Annotated in this window: 7 protein-coding genes; all 7 read right to left on the bottom strand. The window is 74.5% G+C overall.

Going from position 1 to position 16,348, the window contains the following annotated elements; genetic code table 11:
- Positions 1-4: 4 nt before the first annotated feature.
- The 7 genes from H5965_RS13710 to H5965_RS13680 all read right to left on the bottom strand — a co-directional run bounded on the left by H5965_RS13710 (position 5) and on the right by H5965_RS13680 (position 16,336).
- Complete coding sequence (locus H5965_RS13710) at positions 5-1,354, bottom strand: cation:proton antiporter (protein ID WP_310970048.1); 1,350 nt, start codon at positions 1,352-1,354, stop codon at positions 5-7.
- Between the two features lie 54 nt (positions 1,355-1,408).
- The gene (locus H5965_RS13705) at positions 1,409-2,281 is read right to left on the bottom strand and encodes a DMT family transporter (protein WP_310970047.1); all 873 of its coding nucleotides are present in this window, start codon (positions 2,279-2,281) and stop codon (positions 1,409-1,411) included.
- 114 nt (positions 2,282-2,395) lie between these two features.
- A complete protein-coding gene (locus tag H5965_RS13700; RefSeq protein ID WP_310970046.1) occupies positions 2,396-3,259 on the bottom strand; it encodes a phytanoyl-CoA dioxygenase family protein in 864 nt (287 codons plus the stop codon).
- A 21-nt stretch (positions 3,260-3,280) separates the two neighbouring features.
- Positions 3,281-12,835 carry a polyketide synthase gene (locus tag H5965_RS13695; protein ID WP_310970044.1) on the bottom strand — a complete coding sequence of 3,185 codons (9,555 nt, stop codon included), beginning with the start codon at positions 12,833-12,835 and terminating at the stop codon, positions 3,281-3,283.
- A 117-nt stretch (positions 12,836-12,952) separates the two neighbouring features.
- Positions 12,953-14,503 carry a beta-propeller fold lactonase family protein gene (locus H5965_RS13690; RefSeq protein ID WP_310970043.1) on the bottom strand — a complete coding sequence of 517 codons (1,551 nt, stop codon included), beginning with the start codon at positions 14,501-14,503 and terminating at the stop codon, positions 12,953-12,955.
- Between the two features lie 55 nt (positions 14,504-14,558).
- The gene (locus H5965_RS13685; RefSeq protein ID WP_310970042.1) at positions 14,559-14,933 is read right to left on the bottom strand and encodes an ectoine synthase; all 375 of its coding nucleotides are present in this window, start codon (positions 14,931-14,933) and stop codon (positions 14,559-14,561) included.
- Positions 14,930-16,336, bottom strand: coding sequence for an AMP-binding protein (locus tag H5965_RS13680; RefSeq protein ID WP_310970041.1), 1,407 nt, complete (start codon positions 16,334-16,336; stop codon positions 14,930-14,932). Before H5965_RS13680 ends, H5965_RS13685 begins: the two co-directional genes overlap by 4 nt.
- Positions 16,337-16,348 lie beyond the last annotated feature (12 nt).

Genomic DNA, 16,348 nt, shown 5'->3' with positions numbered 1-16,348 from the left:
GCGATCATGCAGCGCGCGCCGTGTCCTCGTCGTCCGGGGCGTCCTTCGGAGCCGGGGCCGGAGCCGGTGCAACGACCGAGGCGGCCGCCGGCGCGCGGCGCTTGAGACGGCTCAGCAGCGGCCCGGTCATCAGCGTCGTCACCACGGCCATGATCACCATCGCGGTGAACAGCCGCGTGTCGAGCACGCCGAGGCTCAGCCCGACGTTGAGGATCACCAGCTCGGTCAGGCCGCGGGTGTTGAGCAGGATGCCGAGCGCGACCGACCGGTGCCCGTCGGCCCCGGTGAGGCGGGCCGCCCCGACCGCGCCGGCGAACTTGCTCACGCACGCGACGGCGATCACCGCGAGCACGATCACCACCCCGCGCATCCCCAGCGTCCCGAGGTCGACCGAAAGCCCGGTGACGGTGAAGAACACCGGGAGCAGCAGCAGGCTCATCTGCTCGATCCGCGCCGGCACCTCCGGCGTGCTCGCGGCGACCGCCTCCCGCGGCACCACGGCGCCGAAGAGGAACGCCCCGAACACGACGTGCAGGCCGATCACGTCGGTCGTCCACGCACACGTGAGCAACCCGGCCATCAGCACGGTGTGCACCGCGATCCGGCTGCCCGCCCACTTCCGCTCCGGCGCCAGCAGCCACTTCAGGGCCGGGCGCACCAGGTACACCAGCACGAGGACGAACACCGCCGAGCCGAGCGCGATCCGGCCGAGTGGCCACGGACCGCCCACCGTGACGACGGCGACCACCACGGCCAGCACGCACCAGGCGAGGAAGTCCTGCACGGCCGCGCTGGCCAGGGCGACCGTGCCGAGCCGGCTGTGCTGGAGACCGCGCTCGGTGACGATCCGGGCCAGCACGGGGAACGCGGTGATCGACATCGCCGCGCCGAGGAACAGCGCCGGCCCGAGCGCCCCGCCCATCTTCAGCTCGTGCCGGTCGAGCCACGGGTACAGCAGCAGGGCGAGCCCGGCGCCGAGCGCGAACGGCAGCGCGACCGACACGAGGGACACCGCCGTCACCTGCTTGCCGACGCCCCGCAGCCGCGAAAACCTCAGTTCGTAGCCGACACCGAACATGAACAGCACCAGGCCCAGCTGCGAAAGCACCATCAGGTAGGGCCGGGCCGCCGGCGGGAACAGCACCGCCGTCGGGTCGCCGGGCAGCAGGCCGAGCAGGCTGGGGCCGAGCGCGATCCCGGCGACGATCTCGCCGAGCACGGCGGGCTGCCGCAGGCGCTTCGCCAGCAGGGCGAACGCGAACGCGGTCACCAGCAGCAGGCCGAGGTCGGCCAGGACGACGCCGGCCACCGCTTCGCCTCCGCCGGCGGAAGCAGCTTTGATGTGGGGAGTCACGGATTCGACCACCTTCGGGGGAAAGCCGCCCGCGACGCCGGGGACGACCGGCACTCACTCCCGGTCGTACCGGACGCCGAGCAGGACGGCGAGGATCACGACGGCGCCACCGGCGATGCCGTTGACACCGGGCACTTCGCCGAGGACGAGCCAGGTCCACACCGGCGTCATGGGCGCGTCGAGGACGTCGATCAGCGACGCGTCCCGGGACGGCACGCGGCCGGAGCCGAGCACCAGGAAGACGCGGCCCAGACCGAGGGTCACGATGCCGAACAGGGCCGAGACGGCGAACCCCTTCGGGTCGAACAGGTCGCGGTCCAGGAAGGGGGCCGCGAGCAGGCTGGAGAGCAGGCAGGCCAGCGCGGACGCGGCCAGCATCGGCGTGTCCCGGTGCCGGCGCGAGATCAGGATGACCCCCGCCACGCACACCGTCATCACGAAGGCCAGGCCCATGCCGGCCAGGTCGCCGCCGCTCAGGCCGCCGCCGGCCATCACGCCGACGCCGATCACCACGGCGGCGCCGGACACCCAGAACACCGGGGACGGCCGGCGCCGGAAGAAGATCAGCTGGGCCAGCCCGACGACGATCGGGATGGTCGCGTAGATGACCGACACGTTCACGACGCTGCCGAGCCGGTAGGCCCCGACCAGGCTGGTCATCCCGACGGTGAACAGGCCGGCCACGGCGAGCGCGGGCCAGCGGAAGTTCTCCCGGTCCGTCATGCGCTGCTTGGTGAACAGCCGGGCCACCACCCAGATCGCGAGCGCACCGAACACCCCGCGCAGGAACAGCACGTCACCCAGCGACTGCGTCGTCGCCCGGGTGAACAACCCGATCGTGCTGAACGACGTCGCCGAGCCCAGCATCAGCAGGATGCCGACGACCCGCTCCCGGCGCACGTGCGCGTCGCCGGACTTCTCCCGCACCAACGGCTCCACGTCTGACCTCTCGTCATCCACCGGACCAACCTACGGCACCGCGCCGGCCCCGGCCGGTTTCTCCGTCCACAAAGGACTCCCGGCCGGGGACGACCGCGGTGGTCAGAAGACCTGGGTCCCGCCGACGCTGTTGAGCTGCTCCGGCGCGAAGAAGGTGTGCTTCTCGAACACGGTGTCGTAGTCGCCGCGCGCGAGCGTGTCGTCGGGCAGCTTCTCCGTCGGGCGGTAGGCCCGGTGCGGCGACTTCTCCGGGTCCACCGGCTCGTTCGACCGCGCGTTGTAGACGCAGTGCATCAGCGTGCGCGGCCGGCTGGTGCTGTTGGGCAGCGAACCGTGGAGCATGTTGGCGTGGAAGAAGACCGCGTCGCCCGCCTCCATCTCGCACGGGACGACTTCCAGCCGGTCGAGGATCTGCGCGGTCCGCACCGGGTCGGCCACGTGCGCGCCGCCGACGTCGACCATGTCGATCCGGCCCAGCTTGTGCGAGCCCTTGACCACCTTCAGGCAGCCGTTCTCCAGGTTGTTCGAGTCGAGCGCGACCGAGCACGTGACGGTGTTCGGGTAGACGCAGTCGTCGTACCAGTAGGCGTACCCCTGGTGCCAGTCGACCGCGCCGGGGACGTCGTCGCTCTTGCGGACGAGCTTGATGTGCCAGAAGTAGCTTTCCTCACCCAGCAGCAGGGACGTGTTGTCGACCATCCGGGCCAGGCGCGGCAGCTTGCCGGCGTAGGTGTCGTTCTGCTCGCACCAGATGGTGACCTTCCACAGTTTCCCTTCGAGGTCGGGAATGCTGGACTGCGAACCGCGGATGTCCGGGTGCCGGTCGAGCTCGTCCTGCAGCGGGCGCAGCTCGCCGGCGGAGAAGAGCCCGCGCTTGACGACGTACCCGTCTTCGTGGAACTGCGCGGCCTCGTCCGGGGTCAGCAACCGTTCGGTGGCGGCCGCCGGGGTGGCGATGGAAGTCATCTCGTGTCTCCTTCGGTTGTCTCACTCGAGGTGTTCGGCGAGCCGGGTGACGTGCGGCGAGCGCAGCATCGAGAAGTGATCACCCGGGATGCGGACTACGGCAACGGAAGTACCTCCCAACTTCTCCTCGGCTTCGGCGGCCAGCGCGGCCGCGCGGCCGGGTCCGAGGCCGACGCCGGTGGCGGTCTCGGGCACGGCGATGACGATCGGGCAGCCGAGCTCGCCGACGACCTGGGCCGAGCGGGCGATCTCGCAGTTGACCCGGTAGCTCTCCCAGGCCTCGGCCCGGCTGTCCCCGGACAGGCGGCCCGCACCGCCGCCCAGTTCCAGCAGGCGCGTGAATTCCGCTTCACCGGCAGGTTCGACGGCGGATTCGGCGGCCGCGGCGACCGGTTCGCCGTCGACGGCCACGAACCGCCGCAGGGTCCGCCCGCGGCGCTTGAGCTCGACGGCCAGCGAGCAGGCGACCATCGCCCCGAACGAGTGACCGGCGAGCGTGATCTCACCCTCCGGCTGCACCGACTCGACCCGATCGGCCAGGTCGCCGGCCACCGCCACGACGTCGGTCCGGCCCGCCGCCTCCGCCTCGCGGGTCGGCGAAGCCAGCGTGACCAGCCCGCCCGGCGTCGTCAGCGCGCTCTCCAGGTCGGGCGCGCCGTCGAGCCGCCCGAAGATGCCGGAAACGTAGAACACCGGGTCCGTGGCCACCGGCTCCGTGGCCGCCGGGGCGACCCGCGGCCGGACGGCGTCCGCGGCCGCGGCCAGGGTCGGCGCGTCGGACAGGTCGTTCAGCGGCACCCGGACCCCGCTCCGGCGCTCGATGAGCGCGCGGACCTCGATCAGGGTCAGGGAGTCGACGCCGTTGTCGGCCAGCGACCGGTCCGCGGCCAGCTCGCCGGGCGCCACCCCGAGCACGGACGCCACCGCCGCGGTGACGAGCTCGCCATCGGGCGCGGTTTCACCGGCCGGGGCCGCGCTCGTGCTTTCCGGCGCGTCCGGAGTGGCCGCCGGGCGGGGCAGGGCGGGCAGCAAGGCGGTGTGGAACGGGTGCCGGCGCAGGACGGGCGCGCTCAGGTCGGCCGCGATGCCGGGCTCCCCGGTCCGGCAGGCCCGGTCGAGCTCGGGCAGCAGGACGGCCGCGGGCAACGGGTTCTCCCCCGCCCGGCGCAAGGCCGTGTTCAGCCCGCGCCGGGCGGTGACGCCGACGCCGTCCCACGGTCCCCACTGCACCGCCACGACGTCCGGGGCCGCGGCGAGGCCGTCCAGGTAGGCGCAGGCCATGCCGTGCGCGGCCTGGCCGGCGTTGCCGAGCAGGACGCTGGTGGAGCTGAACAGCACGAACCGGGCGGCGGTGCCGGCGAAGGCGGTCCGGAGGTGGTGGCTGCCGCGGACCTTCGGCCGCAGCACGGCTTCGAGGTCTTCGGCGCCGACGGTGTCGATCGTGCCGTCGCGCAGCACCGCGGCGAGGTTGAGCACGAGCGGCTTCGCCGAGTCCGCCAGGACCCGCTCGGCCACCGCGCGGACCTCGGCCGCGTCGCCGACGTCGGCCGTCACGTAACGGACCTGGACGCCGGTGTCCGCGAGCCGGGCGGCGAACCCTTCGGTGCCGGAGTCGAGGACCGACCGGCCGGCCAGCCACACCCGGCCGGTGCCGTGGTTCGTGACGAACCATTCGGTGACGGCGTGGGCGAGGTCGCTCGAGCCGCCGAACACCACCAGCGCGTCGTGGTCGAGGGGCTCGCCGTCCGGCGCGGGGCCGGCGGGTTCGACCGCGGGCAGCAGCAGCGTGCCGTCGCAGATCCGTGCGGCGACGTGCGCGCCGCGGTGCGTCAGCAGGGTCTTCACCTGCCGGACGGTCTCCGCGGCCGGGCCGTGCCCGTCGACCGCCAGGGCGAGGGTCCGGACCCGGCGGTCTTCCGAGGCCGCGACCCGGGCCAGCGCCGCGGCCATCGCCCCGGCCGGCGCCGCGGCGGCCCCGTCCGGGGTGCCGAACACGAGGGTGTCCAGCCGCGGCAGCTCCTCGGCCCGCCGGACCGCCCGCAGCAGCGCGGCGGCGAACCACTCGGCCGTGTCCGCGTCCGGCTCACCGGCCTCGAACCGCAGCACGGCCGTGCGTGCCGACGCGGGCAGCAGGTCTCCGGCGTCCGCACCGGTCGCGACGTCGACGACGACCGGCTCGTCCCGGTCCGCCGGGCGCGGGTTGGCGCAGACGAACAGCCCTTCGTCGGCGACGGTGTCCCCGGCGGGCAGCCCGCCGCACGCCCGGAGCACGTCGACCCGGCCGAACCGGCTGTCCAGCAGGGTCCGCCAGCGTTCCTCGGACAGCAGCGGGTGGTCCGCCCGGATGTCGTCGTCGAAGGACCACCAGCTGTCGAGCAGCCCGAAGGTCAGGTCCACCCAGGCCAGCGCCTTGAGGTCTTCGACCAGCAGGACCATCCCGTGCGGCGCGAGGCGCCCGGCGAGCCGGTCCAGCGTGGCGCCGACGTCCCGGGTGGCGTGCACGACATCCACCGCGACCACGACGTCGTAGTCGTCGTCGAGCGCGCCGACCGACTCGTCGGAGTCGAGGTCGGCGAGCGCCGTGCGGAAGCCGGGGTGCGCCCCGAACCGCTCGGCGGCGAGCCGGTTCAGCCCCTCGCTGAGGTCGGTGAAGGTGTAGTCCGCGTCCGCCCCGAGTTCGCCGAGCGCGGCGAGGACGCCCTCGGTGGTGGCGCCGGTGCCGCCGCCGACCTCGAGGACCTTCAGCGGCCGGGAGGAGTGCGCGGCCGCCGCGGACGCGACCACCCCGGCCAGCGCGGAGTTGAGCCGGTTGAGCAGGAACGAGCTCTGGTAGTAGGACCGCAGCCGGGCCGCGCCGGAGCCGCCGAAGAGGATGCTCTCGCCGTCGAGGGAACCGTCGAAGAACCCCGGCAGCTGGCCGGCGCAGTTGCCGACGATGGCCCACTCGGCGTCCAGGGCGCCCTCCGGCGGCACTTCCGTGACGGCCGGGCGCGGGCGGTCGAGCAGGTTCGCGAAGGCCCGCAGGCGCCGGTCGTCGGCCGGTGTGGTCGCGGTCGCGGCGGCCAGGTACTCGCGGGCGCCCGACGAGTCGAGGACGCGCACGGCGTGGTCTTCCAGCTGCCGGATGCGCCGCTGGTACCGCGTGACTTCGTCGTCCGGTGCGGACAGGGCGGCGTGCGCCTCCTCCAGCGCCGCGGCCACCGGGCCGGGCAGTTCGGCGCCGACCGGGACGTGCGGCCGCCACACGAGCCGGTGGGCCACCTGGCCCCCGCGGCGATCGCCCTGGAACCGGACGCCGGCGAGCTCGGCGACCACACCCCCGGTCTCCCCATACAGGGCGCCGGAAACGGTGGCCGGTCCGTCGGGGCCGACGGCGATCAGATCGGCCGGGGCCGCGACCGCGCGCAGCCGGGCCCACGCCACGTGCGCGGGCATCCGGACGTCCGGTCCGGCGGTGGCCGCCAGGACGTCCGCGAGCTGCAGCACGCCGTCGACCGCGGCCACCTCGTCGGTGCCGATGCCGAGGCGGGTGCGGTCCCCGCGGGCTTCTTCCGGCCGCCAGTGCGCTCGCGCCGCCGCCGGGCCGGCGGTGATCCGGGCGAGGCCGCGGTAGCCGGTGCCGTAGTGCAGTCCCTGGGCTTCGAACCGCCGGTAGAGCCCGTCGGCGTCGACCGGGCCGGCGGCGCCGTCCGGGGTCTCGACCTCGCGGACCTCGTCGGTGAGCAGGGCCGCGGCGTTGCGGGTCCACGCCTGCCCGGGCCGCCGGGTCCACAGGACGCACTCGGCGGGCGAGCCGGACGCGACCGAGATCCGGGCCTCCACGACGTCGGTCTCGGCCTCGAAGGCGATGGGCCGCTCGAAGGAGACGTCGGCCAGCAGGACGTCGGTGCCGTCCGGGCGCACCGCGCGCCCGATCCGGGCGAAGAGGCGGAGGATGCCGGCGGCCGGGACGAGCCAGCGGTCGCCGACCCGGTGGCCGCCGATCCAGTCCTCATCGGACGGAGCCAGGGTGAACGGCACGTCCGGGGCGAGCACGTCGCCGAGCGGCCCGCGCCGCGGCACCGGGCCGAGCGGCCGGATCTCGGTGCGGTCGAAGGGGTAGGCGGGCAGCGGGAGCAGGCCCCCGCCGGTCACCCGGTTGAGCGCGGCCCAGTCGGGCCCGCGGCCGGCGCGGTAGGCCGCCGCGGCGACCTTGCCGACGTAGCCGGGGACGGACTTCTTCAGGTCGCAGACCAGCTCCGGGGCCGGCACCGCGCCGTCGGTCGCCGCGGCGCGCACCAAGCGCGAGAGTGTGGCGGAAAAGCCGAGCTCGACCACGATCGCGGGGTGCGGCGACCGGCCGAGCACGTGCTCGGCGGCGGCGAGGAAGTCGACCGGCGAGGTCAGCTGGGTCGTCCAGTAGCGCAGGCCGTCCGGTTCGCGGGTGGGGCCGTAGGCCGCGTTCGAGCCGACGAACGCCACCGCGGCGGGGTGGGCCGGGACGGGTGCGCCGCGCTCCAGCTCGCCGGCCGCCCCGGCCAGCAGCCGGCTGTGGAACGGCTTGCCGACGGGCAGCGGGGTCAGGTGGATGCCCGCGGCGGACGCGGTCCGCCGCAGGTCGTCGAGCCGGGGCCGGGGGCCGGCCAGCACGACCTGCGCCGGGCCGTTGACCGCCGCGACGTCGAGGTCGAGCTCCGCGGCCAGTGCCCGGGCCCGGTCGTGCGAGCAGCGTGCCTGGGCCATGAACCCGGCCGGGGCGGCGTCCATCAGGGTGCAGCGGGCGGCCACCAGCGTCAGCGCGTCCGGTTCGGCCAGCAGGCCCGCGCACACCGCGGCGGTGATCTCTCCCAGGCTGTGCCCGGTGACGACGTCGGGGGCGCAGCCGAACGACCGCAGCAAGTCGGCCAGTGCGAGCTGGAACGAGAACTGCAGGACCTGCTCGCGGATCGTGCACGGGTCGCCGCACGTGGCCGCGTCGGTGTCCACCGGCCGCGCCGGGTCGCCGGTGCGCCGTCCGACGTGCCGCTCGAACGCTTCGGGCCCGAGCCGGTCCGAGAACTCCGCGAGCAGGGCCGGGAAGCGCTCGCCGAACACCGGCCACCGGACCAGCTCGGCCACCGCGTCCCAGGAGAACCCGCTGCCCTGCCCGGGGAACGCCCAGACGGTCTCGCCGCGCACGGCGGCGGCGGGGAACTCGCGGAACGGCGGCGCGCCGGCGCCGTGCACGAGCACGCCCCGGTGCTCGCCGGAGTGCTCGCGGCCGTGGGTGAGGGTGCGCACGACACTCGCCGCGGGCAGCTGGGCCGCGTCGTGGCCGAGCCGCTCGCCCAGCCGCGTCGCCAGTGCGCCGAGGGCCTCCCGGCTCCGGCCGCTGACCGGCAGGTAGAGCGGGGCGTCGCGGTCGCCCAGCGTCCCGGCGTCTTCGCTGGCCTGCGGGGCCGCCGGCGAGCTGAGCAGGACGTGGCAGTTCGCACCGCCCATGCCGAACGAGCTGACCCCGCCGCGGACGGGCCGGTCGTCGGGCAGCTTGCGGCTGTCGCCGGTCACCGTGAACCGGCCGGTCCCGGTCAGGCCCGGGTGCAGGCCGGAGAAGCCGTACGTCCCGGGGTAGAGCCGGTAGCGGACGGCCAGGCAGGCCTTGACGAACCCGGCGATCCCGGCGGCTTCGTCGAGGTGGCCGACGTTGCCCTTGACCGAGCCGACCAGGCACGGCGTGGCTTCGTCCGGGGCCTGCAGGCGGGACGCGAGCAGCCCGTCCCACTCGATGACGTCGCCGATCGCGGTTCCGGTGCCGTGCGCTTCCACGAAGTCGACGACGGGGTCCGAAGCGCCGACGGCGGCGTCGATCAGCCGGGTCTGCGACGCCGGGTTCGGTGCGCTGAAGCCGGCCTTCGCGGCCCCGTCGTGGTTGACGGCGCTGCCGACGACCTCGGCGTAGACCGTGTTGCCGCCGGTCCGGGCGTCGCGGGCGCGCTTGAGGACGACGACCCCGGCGCCGTTGCCGAAGACGGTCCCGTCGGCGTCGCGGTCGAACGGGCGGCACACGCCGTGGCGGCTGCGGACCGAGCCTTCGACGTACTCGTAGCCCTCCGGCTGCGGGTAGATGATCGACACGCCGCCGGCGAGCGCGAGGTCGCATTCGCCGGCCAGCAGGGCCCGGCGGGCGGTGTGCACGGCGGTGAGCGCGGTGGCGCAGGCGGCCTGCACGACGACGCTGGGGCCGGTCAGGCCGAGCCGGAAGGACACGGTCGAGGTGAGGTAGTTCCGGTCGGTGCCGAGCCGTTCGGCGAGCGTGTTGTGCTCCAGGAACGGCGTGTCGTCGTCGGCCAGCCGCCGCGGCTCGACCTCGTTGAGCAGGTAGGTGCTCAACCCGGCGCCCGCGAACACGCCGACGTTCTTGCCCGGCAGGCCGGCCACCTCGCCGGCGTCCTCCAGCGCGGTCCAGCACAGCTCGAGGAACACCCGCACCTGCGGGTCCATCCGCCGGGCTTCGGCCGGGCTGATCCCGAAGAACGCGTGGTCGAACGCGTCGACGTCGGCCAGGTGGCCCTGGGCGCGGACGAACGTGCCGCCGTCGCCGGGAGCCGTCACCGCGGACGTCCCGTCGAGCAGGGTGCGCCAGAAGGATTCGACGTCCGGGGCGCCGGGGAACCGGCCGGCCAGGCCGACGACGGCCACCTCGTCCGGCTCGCCGGCCGCGACCGGCTCGGGCCGGACGGCGGCGGGCCGGGACGCCGGCCGGTCCAGGGCCCGTTGCAGGTCCCCGATCACCGGGTGGCGGAAGAAGTCGGCGACGGACAGGCCGGGGTGGTCCCGGCCGAGCCGGGCCGCCAGGGTCATCAGGCTGATCGAGTCGAGTCCGGCGTCGAGGAACCGGGAGTGCTCGTCGACGGCCGGGTTGCCGGTGAGGTCGCGGACGGCGGCGAGCACGGCCGACCCCGCCGCGCCCGGTTCGGCGGCGGGCGCACCGGACGTCCGCTGGGCGCCGGCCTCCTCGGCCAGCTTCGTGATCGCCTGCAGATCGGGTTTGTGGTTGGCCAGCCGCGGGAGCGCGGGCACGAACCGGAGCTCGAACTCGTAGCCTTCGCCGAGGCGTTCGGCGATCCGGTCGCGGATCGCGGCCGGGTCGGGCTCGGCGGCGGAGTCCTGCCTGGTCGCCACGACGACGATCTCGATGCCGCCGGCGGGGGTCGGGTGGTGCACGGCGACGGCATCGGCCACGCCGGGCGCCGCGGCGGTCTCGGCCTCCAGGGCCTGCAGGTTGACGCGGAAGCCGCGGCGCTTGATGACCCGGCTGTTCCGGCCCAGGATGTGCAGCCTGCCGTCGCGGTCGGTGTAGCCGACGTCGCCGGTGACGACCGTATCGGTGCCGCGCCGGACGACCACCGCGCCGCTGAGGGTCGGCGGCAGTTCGACGTCGTCCCCGCCGACCACCCGGACGTCGACGCCGTCGATGGGGAAGCCCGCCGGCGGGCGGTCCGGCCAGCCGGACGGCGGCCCGCCGAGCTGGTGGCTGGTGACGTCCTGGGTCTCGGACATGCCGTACTGGTTGACCAGCCGCGCCGAGGTGCGGCCGAACCACTCGCGGATTTCGGGCGTGATCCGCAGCCCGCCGCCGGCGACGAGGACCTCCTTGAGCGCCGGGGTCGCCACCGCCGGTTCGACCAGCGCCGACTCGGCCACCGGCCGCAGCAGCACGGTCGGCAGGTACACCTTCTCGATCCCCGCCGCGGCCAGGAACTCCAGCAGCTTCCGGGGGTCGTCGCGGACTTCCTTGCCGGCCGCCACGAGGGTGCCGCCGCCACACAGCGTCGCGTAGATGACGTGGTAGGCGATGTCGAACGACAGCTTGGAGAACTGGAGCATCCGCCGCGGCGAGGGGAACGTCCGCAGGTGCCAGGCGACCAGCGCGGACAGGTCCGCGCGGGCGAACGGGATCGGCTTGGGCTGCCCGGTCGAGCCGGACGTCAGCGTGATGTAGAGCGGCCGCTCCGGACCGGCGGCCGGGCCGCGTGCCCCGGCGACGATCCGGTACGTCCCGAAGGTTCCTTCGAACGATTCCTCCGGCCCGGTGCCGCGCACCGGGGAGCCGGGCAGCCGGATGACCGCGCCGATCCCCGCCACCCCGGCCAGCGCGCGCCGGGTGGCCGCCGGGCCGCGGTCGAGCCGCAGCACGGTGGCCCCGGCCAGGTTCACCCCGAGCACGCAGGCGATCTCGGCGGGGTGCTTGCGGCCGACCACCGCGACGACGCGGTGCTCCGGCGGCAGCGTCCGGCCGAGGAGGTCCGCGAGCGCCGTAGCTTCCGCCCACAGCTGCCCGTAGGACGCCGTGCCGGTGCCGGGGGCGTCGACGGCCACCGCGTCCGGCTGGGCCTCGACCACGGCGGACAGCCGATCGAGCACGTCGAGCTCCGCCTGCGGTGCTTCCTGGCGGCCGTCGTCGCGGTGGTCCGTGCCGCCCTGCAGTTTCGCGCCCAGGTGGTCGAGCACCTCCGGACCGACCACAGTGGACTCCAGATGCACGCGCAGCCGGCCGGCACCGTCCCGCCAGTGGTTGAGCACCAGGGCGTACGGCGTTCTGCTGACGGCCGGCTCCGCCACCGACTCGACGAGCTCCCCGCGGTGGCCGAACAGGGTCCGGGGCACGAGCAGGACGTCGAAGGGGTGGGCCGGGTCGGCCGCGGCGCGGAACCCGTCGTCGGCCATGACGTGCTGGAACGGCACCTGCGCCAGGGCACGGGCCCGGTCGTACTCCCGCTGCGCCCACCGCGGGTCATCGTCGTCCGATGGCAGGACGGCGATCCCCGGGTTGCCGAAGTAGCCGAACTGCCCGTCCTGCTCCGGCGTGCCGCCGTCGAACGGGATCGCGACGAGCAGCTGCTCCCCCGGGACGAGGTGGGCGGTCGCCGCCCGCAGGCGCCGCAGGAGGTGGACTTCGTCGGGCTCGCCGTCCGGCCCCGGGTCCAGCACCCCGCTCCAGCGGTGGCCGCCGGGATCGGGCTCGACCACCCGCCGCCGCAGGTCCCCCGGGGCGGTGAGCGCCCCGGCGAGCCGGGCCACCTCCGCGCCGGCGTCCTCCGGCAGCGGCGGTTCGGTCACCAGCCGGCCGAGGTCCGGCCCGGCCGCGGCCGGCGGCCGGTCGTCGAGCCCGGCGAGGAACAGCTCCAGCGAGCGGTCGCCGTCGCACACCAGGTGGTGGAACCGGCAGCACAGGTACGTCGCTTCCGGCGTCACGACCAGGCCGGCCGACCACGGCAGTTCCCGGCCGAGGTCCCACGGCTGCCCGGCGAAATCGGCGTAGAGCGCGCGCAGCCGAGCCGGGTTCGCCGCCCGCACGGTGGGCCGCACCGCGGCGAGGACGGCCTCCCGCGGCGGCAGCGACCGCCACACCGGCTCACCCGCCGCCGCGTCGACGACCGCCGACAGCAGCGGGTGCCCGGCGACGACGTCCAGGAGCCGGCGCTGCAGCTCCTCGACCCCGATCGGGGCGCTGAGCCGGGCGGCGCAGGCGATCGTCAGATCGGTGCGCCGGACGTCCATCGCCTGCATGAACCACATGCGGAGCTGGGACCGGGTGAGAGCGGTTTCCCTGTTCACGGTGCCCACTTTCGTCGTTCGTGCGCCTGCCTCGGTGTGGTCGGAAGTCTTCCCGGACCGCCGTCGCCACGGCGTCACAGCGCGCCCGGTGGAGTCCTGCTGGTCCTCTGTGGACGGTCAGTACGCGGCGATCCCGAACGGGGGCAGCTGGCCGCCGTTCTCCGGGAGGACCACGTCGAACGCCTTGTGCTCCTCGAGGAACTTCAGCGTGCCGTCGGCGTTCACCTGGAACACCTGCAGCAGCCCGAAGTGGGAGTTGAGCTGGTACAGCCACCGGCTGTCGTGGCTGAGCGCGATGTCCAGCGTGCCGTCCTTGGGGCCCTTGTCGGTGGCCTGCGGGTGCAGCAGCGTCAGCGCCCCGGTGTCTTCGACGCGATAGCTCGAGAGCGAGCCGCCGCCCAGCGCGTTCGAGGTGAAGGCCAGCTTCCCGTCGTTGGTCGGGACGATCCAGCACGTGTCGGTGCCGCTGTTGGGCACGGCCTTGCTGATCGCCTTCAGGGTTCCGTTGCCCAGCATGGTGTAGCTGCTCGCGGTGCCCTTGCCCTTGTCGGTGTGGTTCTGCTCGCTGAACAGGACCGTGCCGTCCTTGGTGAACGCGAAGCCGAACGGGCCGGCGCCGGAGGTGTTCTGGACGGACTTGGCCCCCAGCGTCCCGTCGGGGTTGACGGCGAAGGTGTCGATGGCCCCGTTCTCGGCCGGTTGCGTGGGCAGCGTGGCGACCCGCTCGGACACGACCAGCTGCGAACCGTCCGGGGTGAACGAAACCTGCGCGCAGCCGGAGCGGCCGCCGCCGCTGAGCGGGCGGGTGGACGAAGGGATCGGGGTGAGCCTGCCCTCGACGTCGATCCGGAAGCCCGAGACCGACGGCTGGTCGCCGTGCGTGCAGTTGTCCAGGAACTGGTCGGGGAACCGGAGCACGAACCGGTCGTCGAGCTCACCACTGTTGAGCGCATAGAGCAGGCCGTGGTTCACCGTGAGGCTCACCGGCTTGGTCCCGCCGGAGGGCACGTTCGACACCAGCTGGAGGCCGTCGGCCGCGACCCGGAACACGCTGATCGAGTCACTGCCCGCGTTGGCCACGTACAGCAGCTGCGCGCTGTCGAGGTTGTGCTGCGGGGAAGTCTCCCCCGCCGTGGTGCCGAGCACGATGCCGTGCGCGGAGTCCTCGAAGCTGCCGCTGCCGACGCCGCCGGTCTTGTACCGGCCGACCTCGTGCACCCGCCCGTCCTCGCTGCGGGAGAAGGCGATGACCTCGTTGGCCGTCGGATCGTTCGTCTGCACGAACACGGCGCCGCGGCGCAGGTCGAAGGGGCCACCGCCACCCGCGGCGGGATTGCCGGCCCCGGCGAGGGAGTCCCCGGCGTCGCCGGCGGCCGTGCCGTTCTGGGCGGCCAGCGGGACCGACAGCCCGTCCGCGCCGTCCGAGTCGTCGTTGACGACCCAGCCGACGACGAACCCGGCGGCGATCGCGATCACCGCGACGAGCACCCCGACCACGATCGCCGGGCCGCGGCGCCGGCGCCTCGGCGGCGGGGCGGGCGGCGCGAAGCCGAGGTCCGGCCGCGGGGCGGAGCCGGGTGGCCCGGTCGGCGGCTGGGCGGGGAAGCCCTGGGTGCGGGGGCCGCGGTCGAAGCCGTGGCTTCCTCCGGCGTTGGTCGTGTTGTCCATCGTCACTCCTTTGCTGGACCGGCGGTTCCGGCCGCCTCCCCGGCCGGCGAACCGCTCAGTAGTGCGAGAATTCGGCTTGGTCGAAGGAATGCCGCTCGTCACCGCGCAGCGGCGGGTTGAAGACGCTCACCAGTTCCATGTCGCCTTCGGTGCAGGCGATGAGGAAGTGCTCGTCGTGGTCGTCGAGGGCGTAGATGACGCCGGGCGCCAGGTCGAAGGTGGTGCCGTCGGCGGTGACCACCTGGCCCCGCCCGGAGATGCAGTAGCAGGCTTCCAGGTGCCTGCGGTACTGCAGCGGCGATTTCGAACCGGCTTTGACCAGCGTGTGAGCCAGGGTGAACCCCATGTTGTCGCGTTGGGTGAGAAACCGGTAGCTGAGCCCGTTCCCCCAGTCGACGCAGGTCACTTCCGCCTTGGAACGCACGATCATGACAGGGTTCCTTCCTTCGAGGTGGCCACGGCCCGCCGCTTCCCGTTCGCGGTCCGGCCGATGCGGTGTTCGACGATCTCGACGTCGCTCGGGACGGCGGTGGCCGGCAGCTTGGCGCGGCAGTACACGCGCAGCTGCAGCCCGGTGAGCCGGGTCCGCGGCCGCAGCCGCACCGACGCGCTGATCCGGTGGCCCTCGGCGGGGTCGGCGGTCGCGGTGACGAGCGCGTCGACCACGTCGGTGTGGCGGAGGATGACCGCCTCGACCTGCTGCAGGTTCGTCCGGACGCCGCGCACCTTCACCTGGTCGTCGCGGCGGCCGCGCGGGAACAGCCGGCCCCGCTCGTCGCGCTCGACGACGTCGCCGGTGCGGAACGGGCTTCCGAGCGGCACGATCCCGCCCCGCCGCCGGTCCAGGTAGCCCCGGGCCTGGAACGGCGTGGACACCAGCAGCTCGCCCCGGCCCGCGCCGGTCACGGTTTCGCCGTGCTCGCCGGCAATGGTCGCCCGCACCCCGGCGATGGGGTCGCCGAGGGGCACGGCGCCGATCGTGAGGGCGTCCTCGGCGTCCACTTCGGCCAGGAAGCTGTCGTTGGTTTCCGTGCAGCCGTAGAGGTTCCACACCCGCGCCCGCGGGAACAGCGCCGGCAGCGCGGCGGCGAGGCGGGGCGGCAGGACGTCGCCGGTGGAGATCGCGTGCCGCACGCCGGGCAGCGGCCGGGCCGCCGATTCGGTCAGCATCCGCAGGTGCATCGGCGACAGCTGCACGACGTCGGCGCGCCCGCACGCCTCCGCCAGGCGGGCGCCGTCGGTGGCGGCTTCGGGTGCGGCCAGCTCGGCCCGCGCCCCGGCCGCCAGCGCGGCCCAGACGTCCAGCAGGGACAGGTCGAAGTTCAACGGCACGCAGCTGAGCGTCGCGACGCCCGGGCCGATCCCGAACCGGGCCGAGGCCCAGCCGAAGAACCGGTCGAGCCCGGCGGCGTCGAGCACCACCGTCCGGGCCGGCCCGGTGGTGCCGGAGGTGGTCAGGAGCAGGCCGGGTGGCGCGGCGGGCCGCACGTCCGCCCGGGCGAGCCGGACGAACTCCCCGTCCCCCGCGAGCACGGCCGAGCACCCCGCCTGGCCGCACAGGTCGACGAGCGCGTCCGACCCGAGTTCGGCGGGCGGCAGCAGGACCTGCTTGCCCCCGGCGAGACAGGCCAGCACGAGGGCGACGGTCTCCGGCGACCGGCGCGGGGCCACGCAGACGGGTCCGGCGGTCCGCGCGACGGCGCGGCCGAACCCGGCGGCCAGGCGCCCCAGGGCCGCGTAGGAGACGACCCGGTCACCGGCGGACAGAGCGGGCGCCTCCGGCGTGTGGCGGGCCCACGCGGAGAAGCGGGCGAGGAAGGACGACGACGGCATGGCGGGCTCCTT

Source organism: Amycolatopsis sp. 505 (assembly GCF_031625235.1).
Classification (GTDB): Bacteria; Actinomycetota; Actinomycetes; order Mycobacteriales; family Pseudonocardiaceae; genus Amycolatopsis.
Note: the sequence above shows the minus strand (reverse complement) of the source record. Positions and strands in the feature narration are given on the sequence as shown.

Bases quoted from the DNA above. Each gene is read 5' to 3' on its own strand.
- H5965_RS13700 (WP_310970046.1), bottom strand. From the start codon at position 3,259: ATGACTTCCATCGCCACCCCGGCGGCCGCCACCGAACGGTTGCTGACC.
- H5965_RS13690 (WP_310970043.1), bottom strand. From the start codon at position 14,503: ATGGACAACACGACCAACGCCGGAGGAAGCCACGGCTTCGACCGCGGC.
- H5965_RS13685 (WP_310970042.1), bottom strand. From the start codon at position 14,933: ATGATCGTGCGTTCCAAGGCGGAAGTGACCTGCGTCGACTGGGGGAAC.
- H5965_RS13680 (WP_310970041.1), bottom strand. From the start codon at position 16,336: ATGCCGTCGTCGTCCTTCCTCGCCCGCTTCTCCGCGTGGGCCCGCCAC.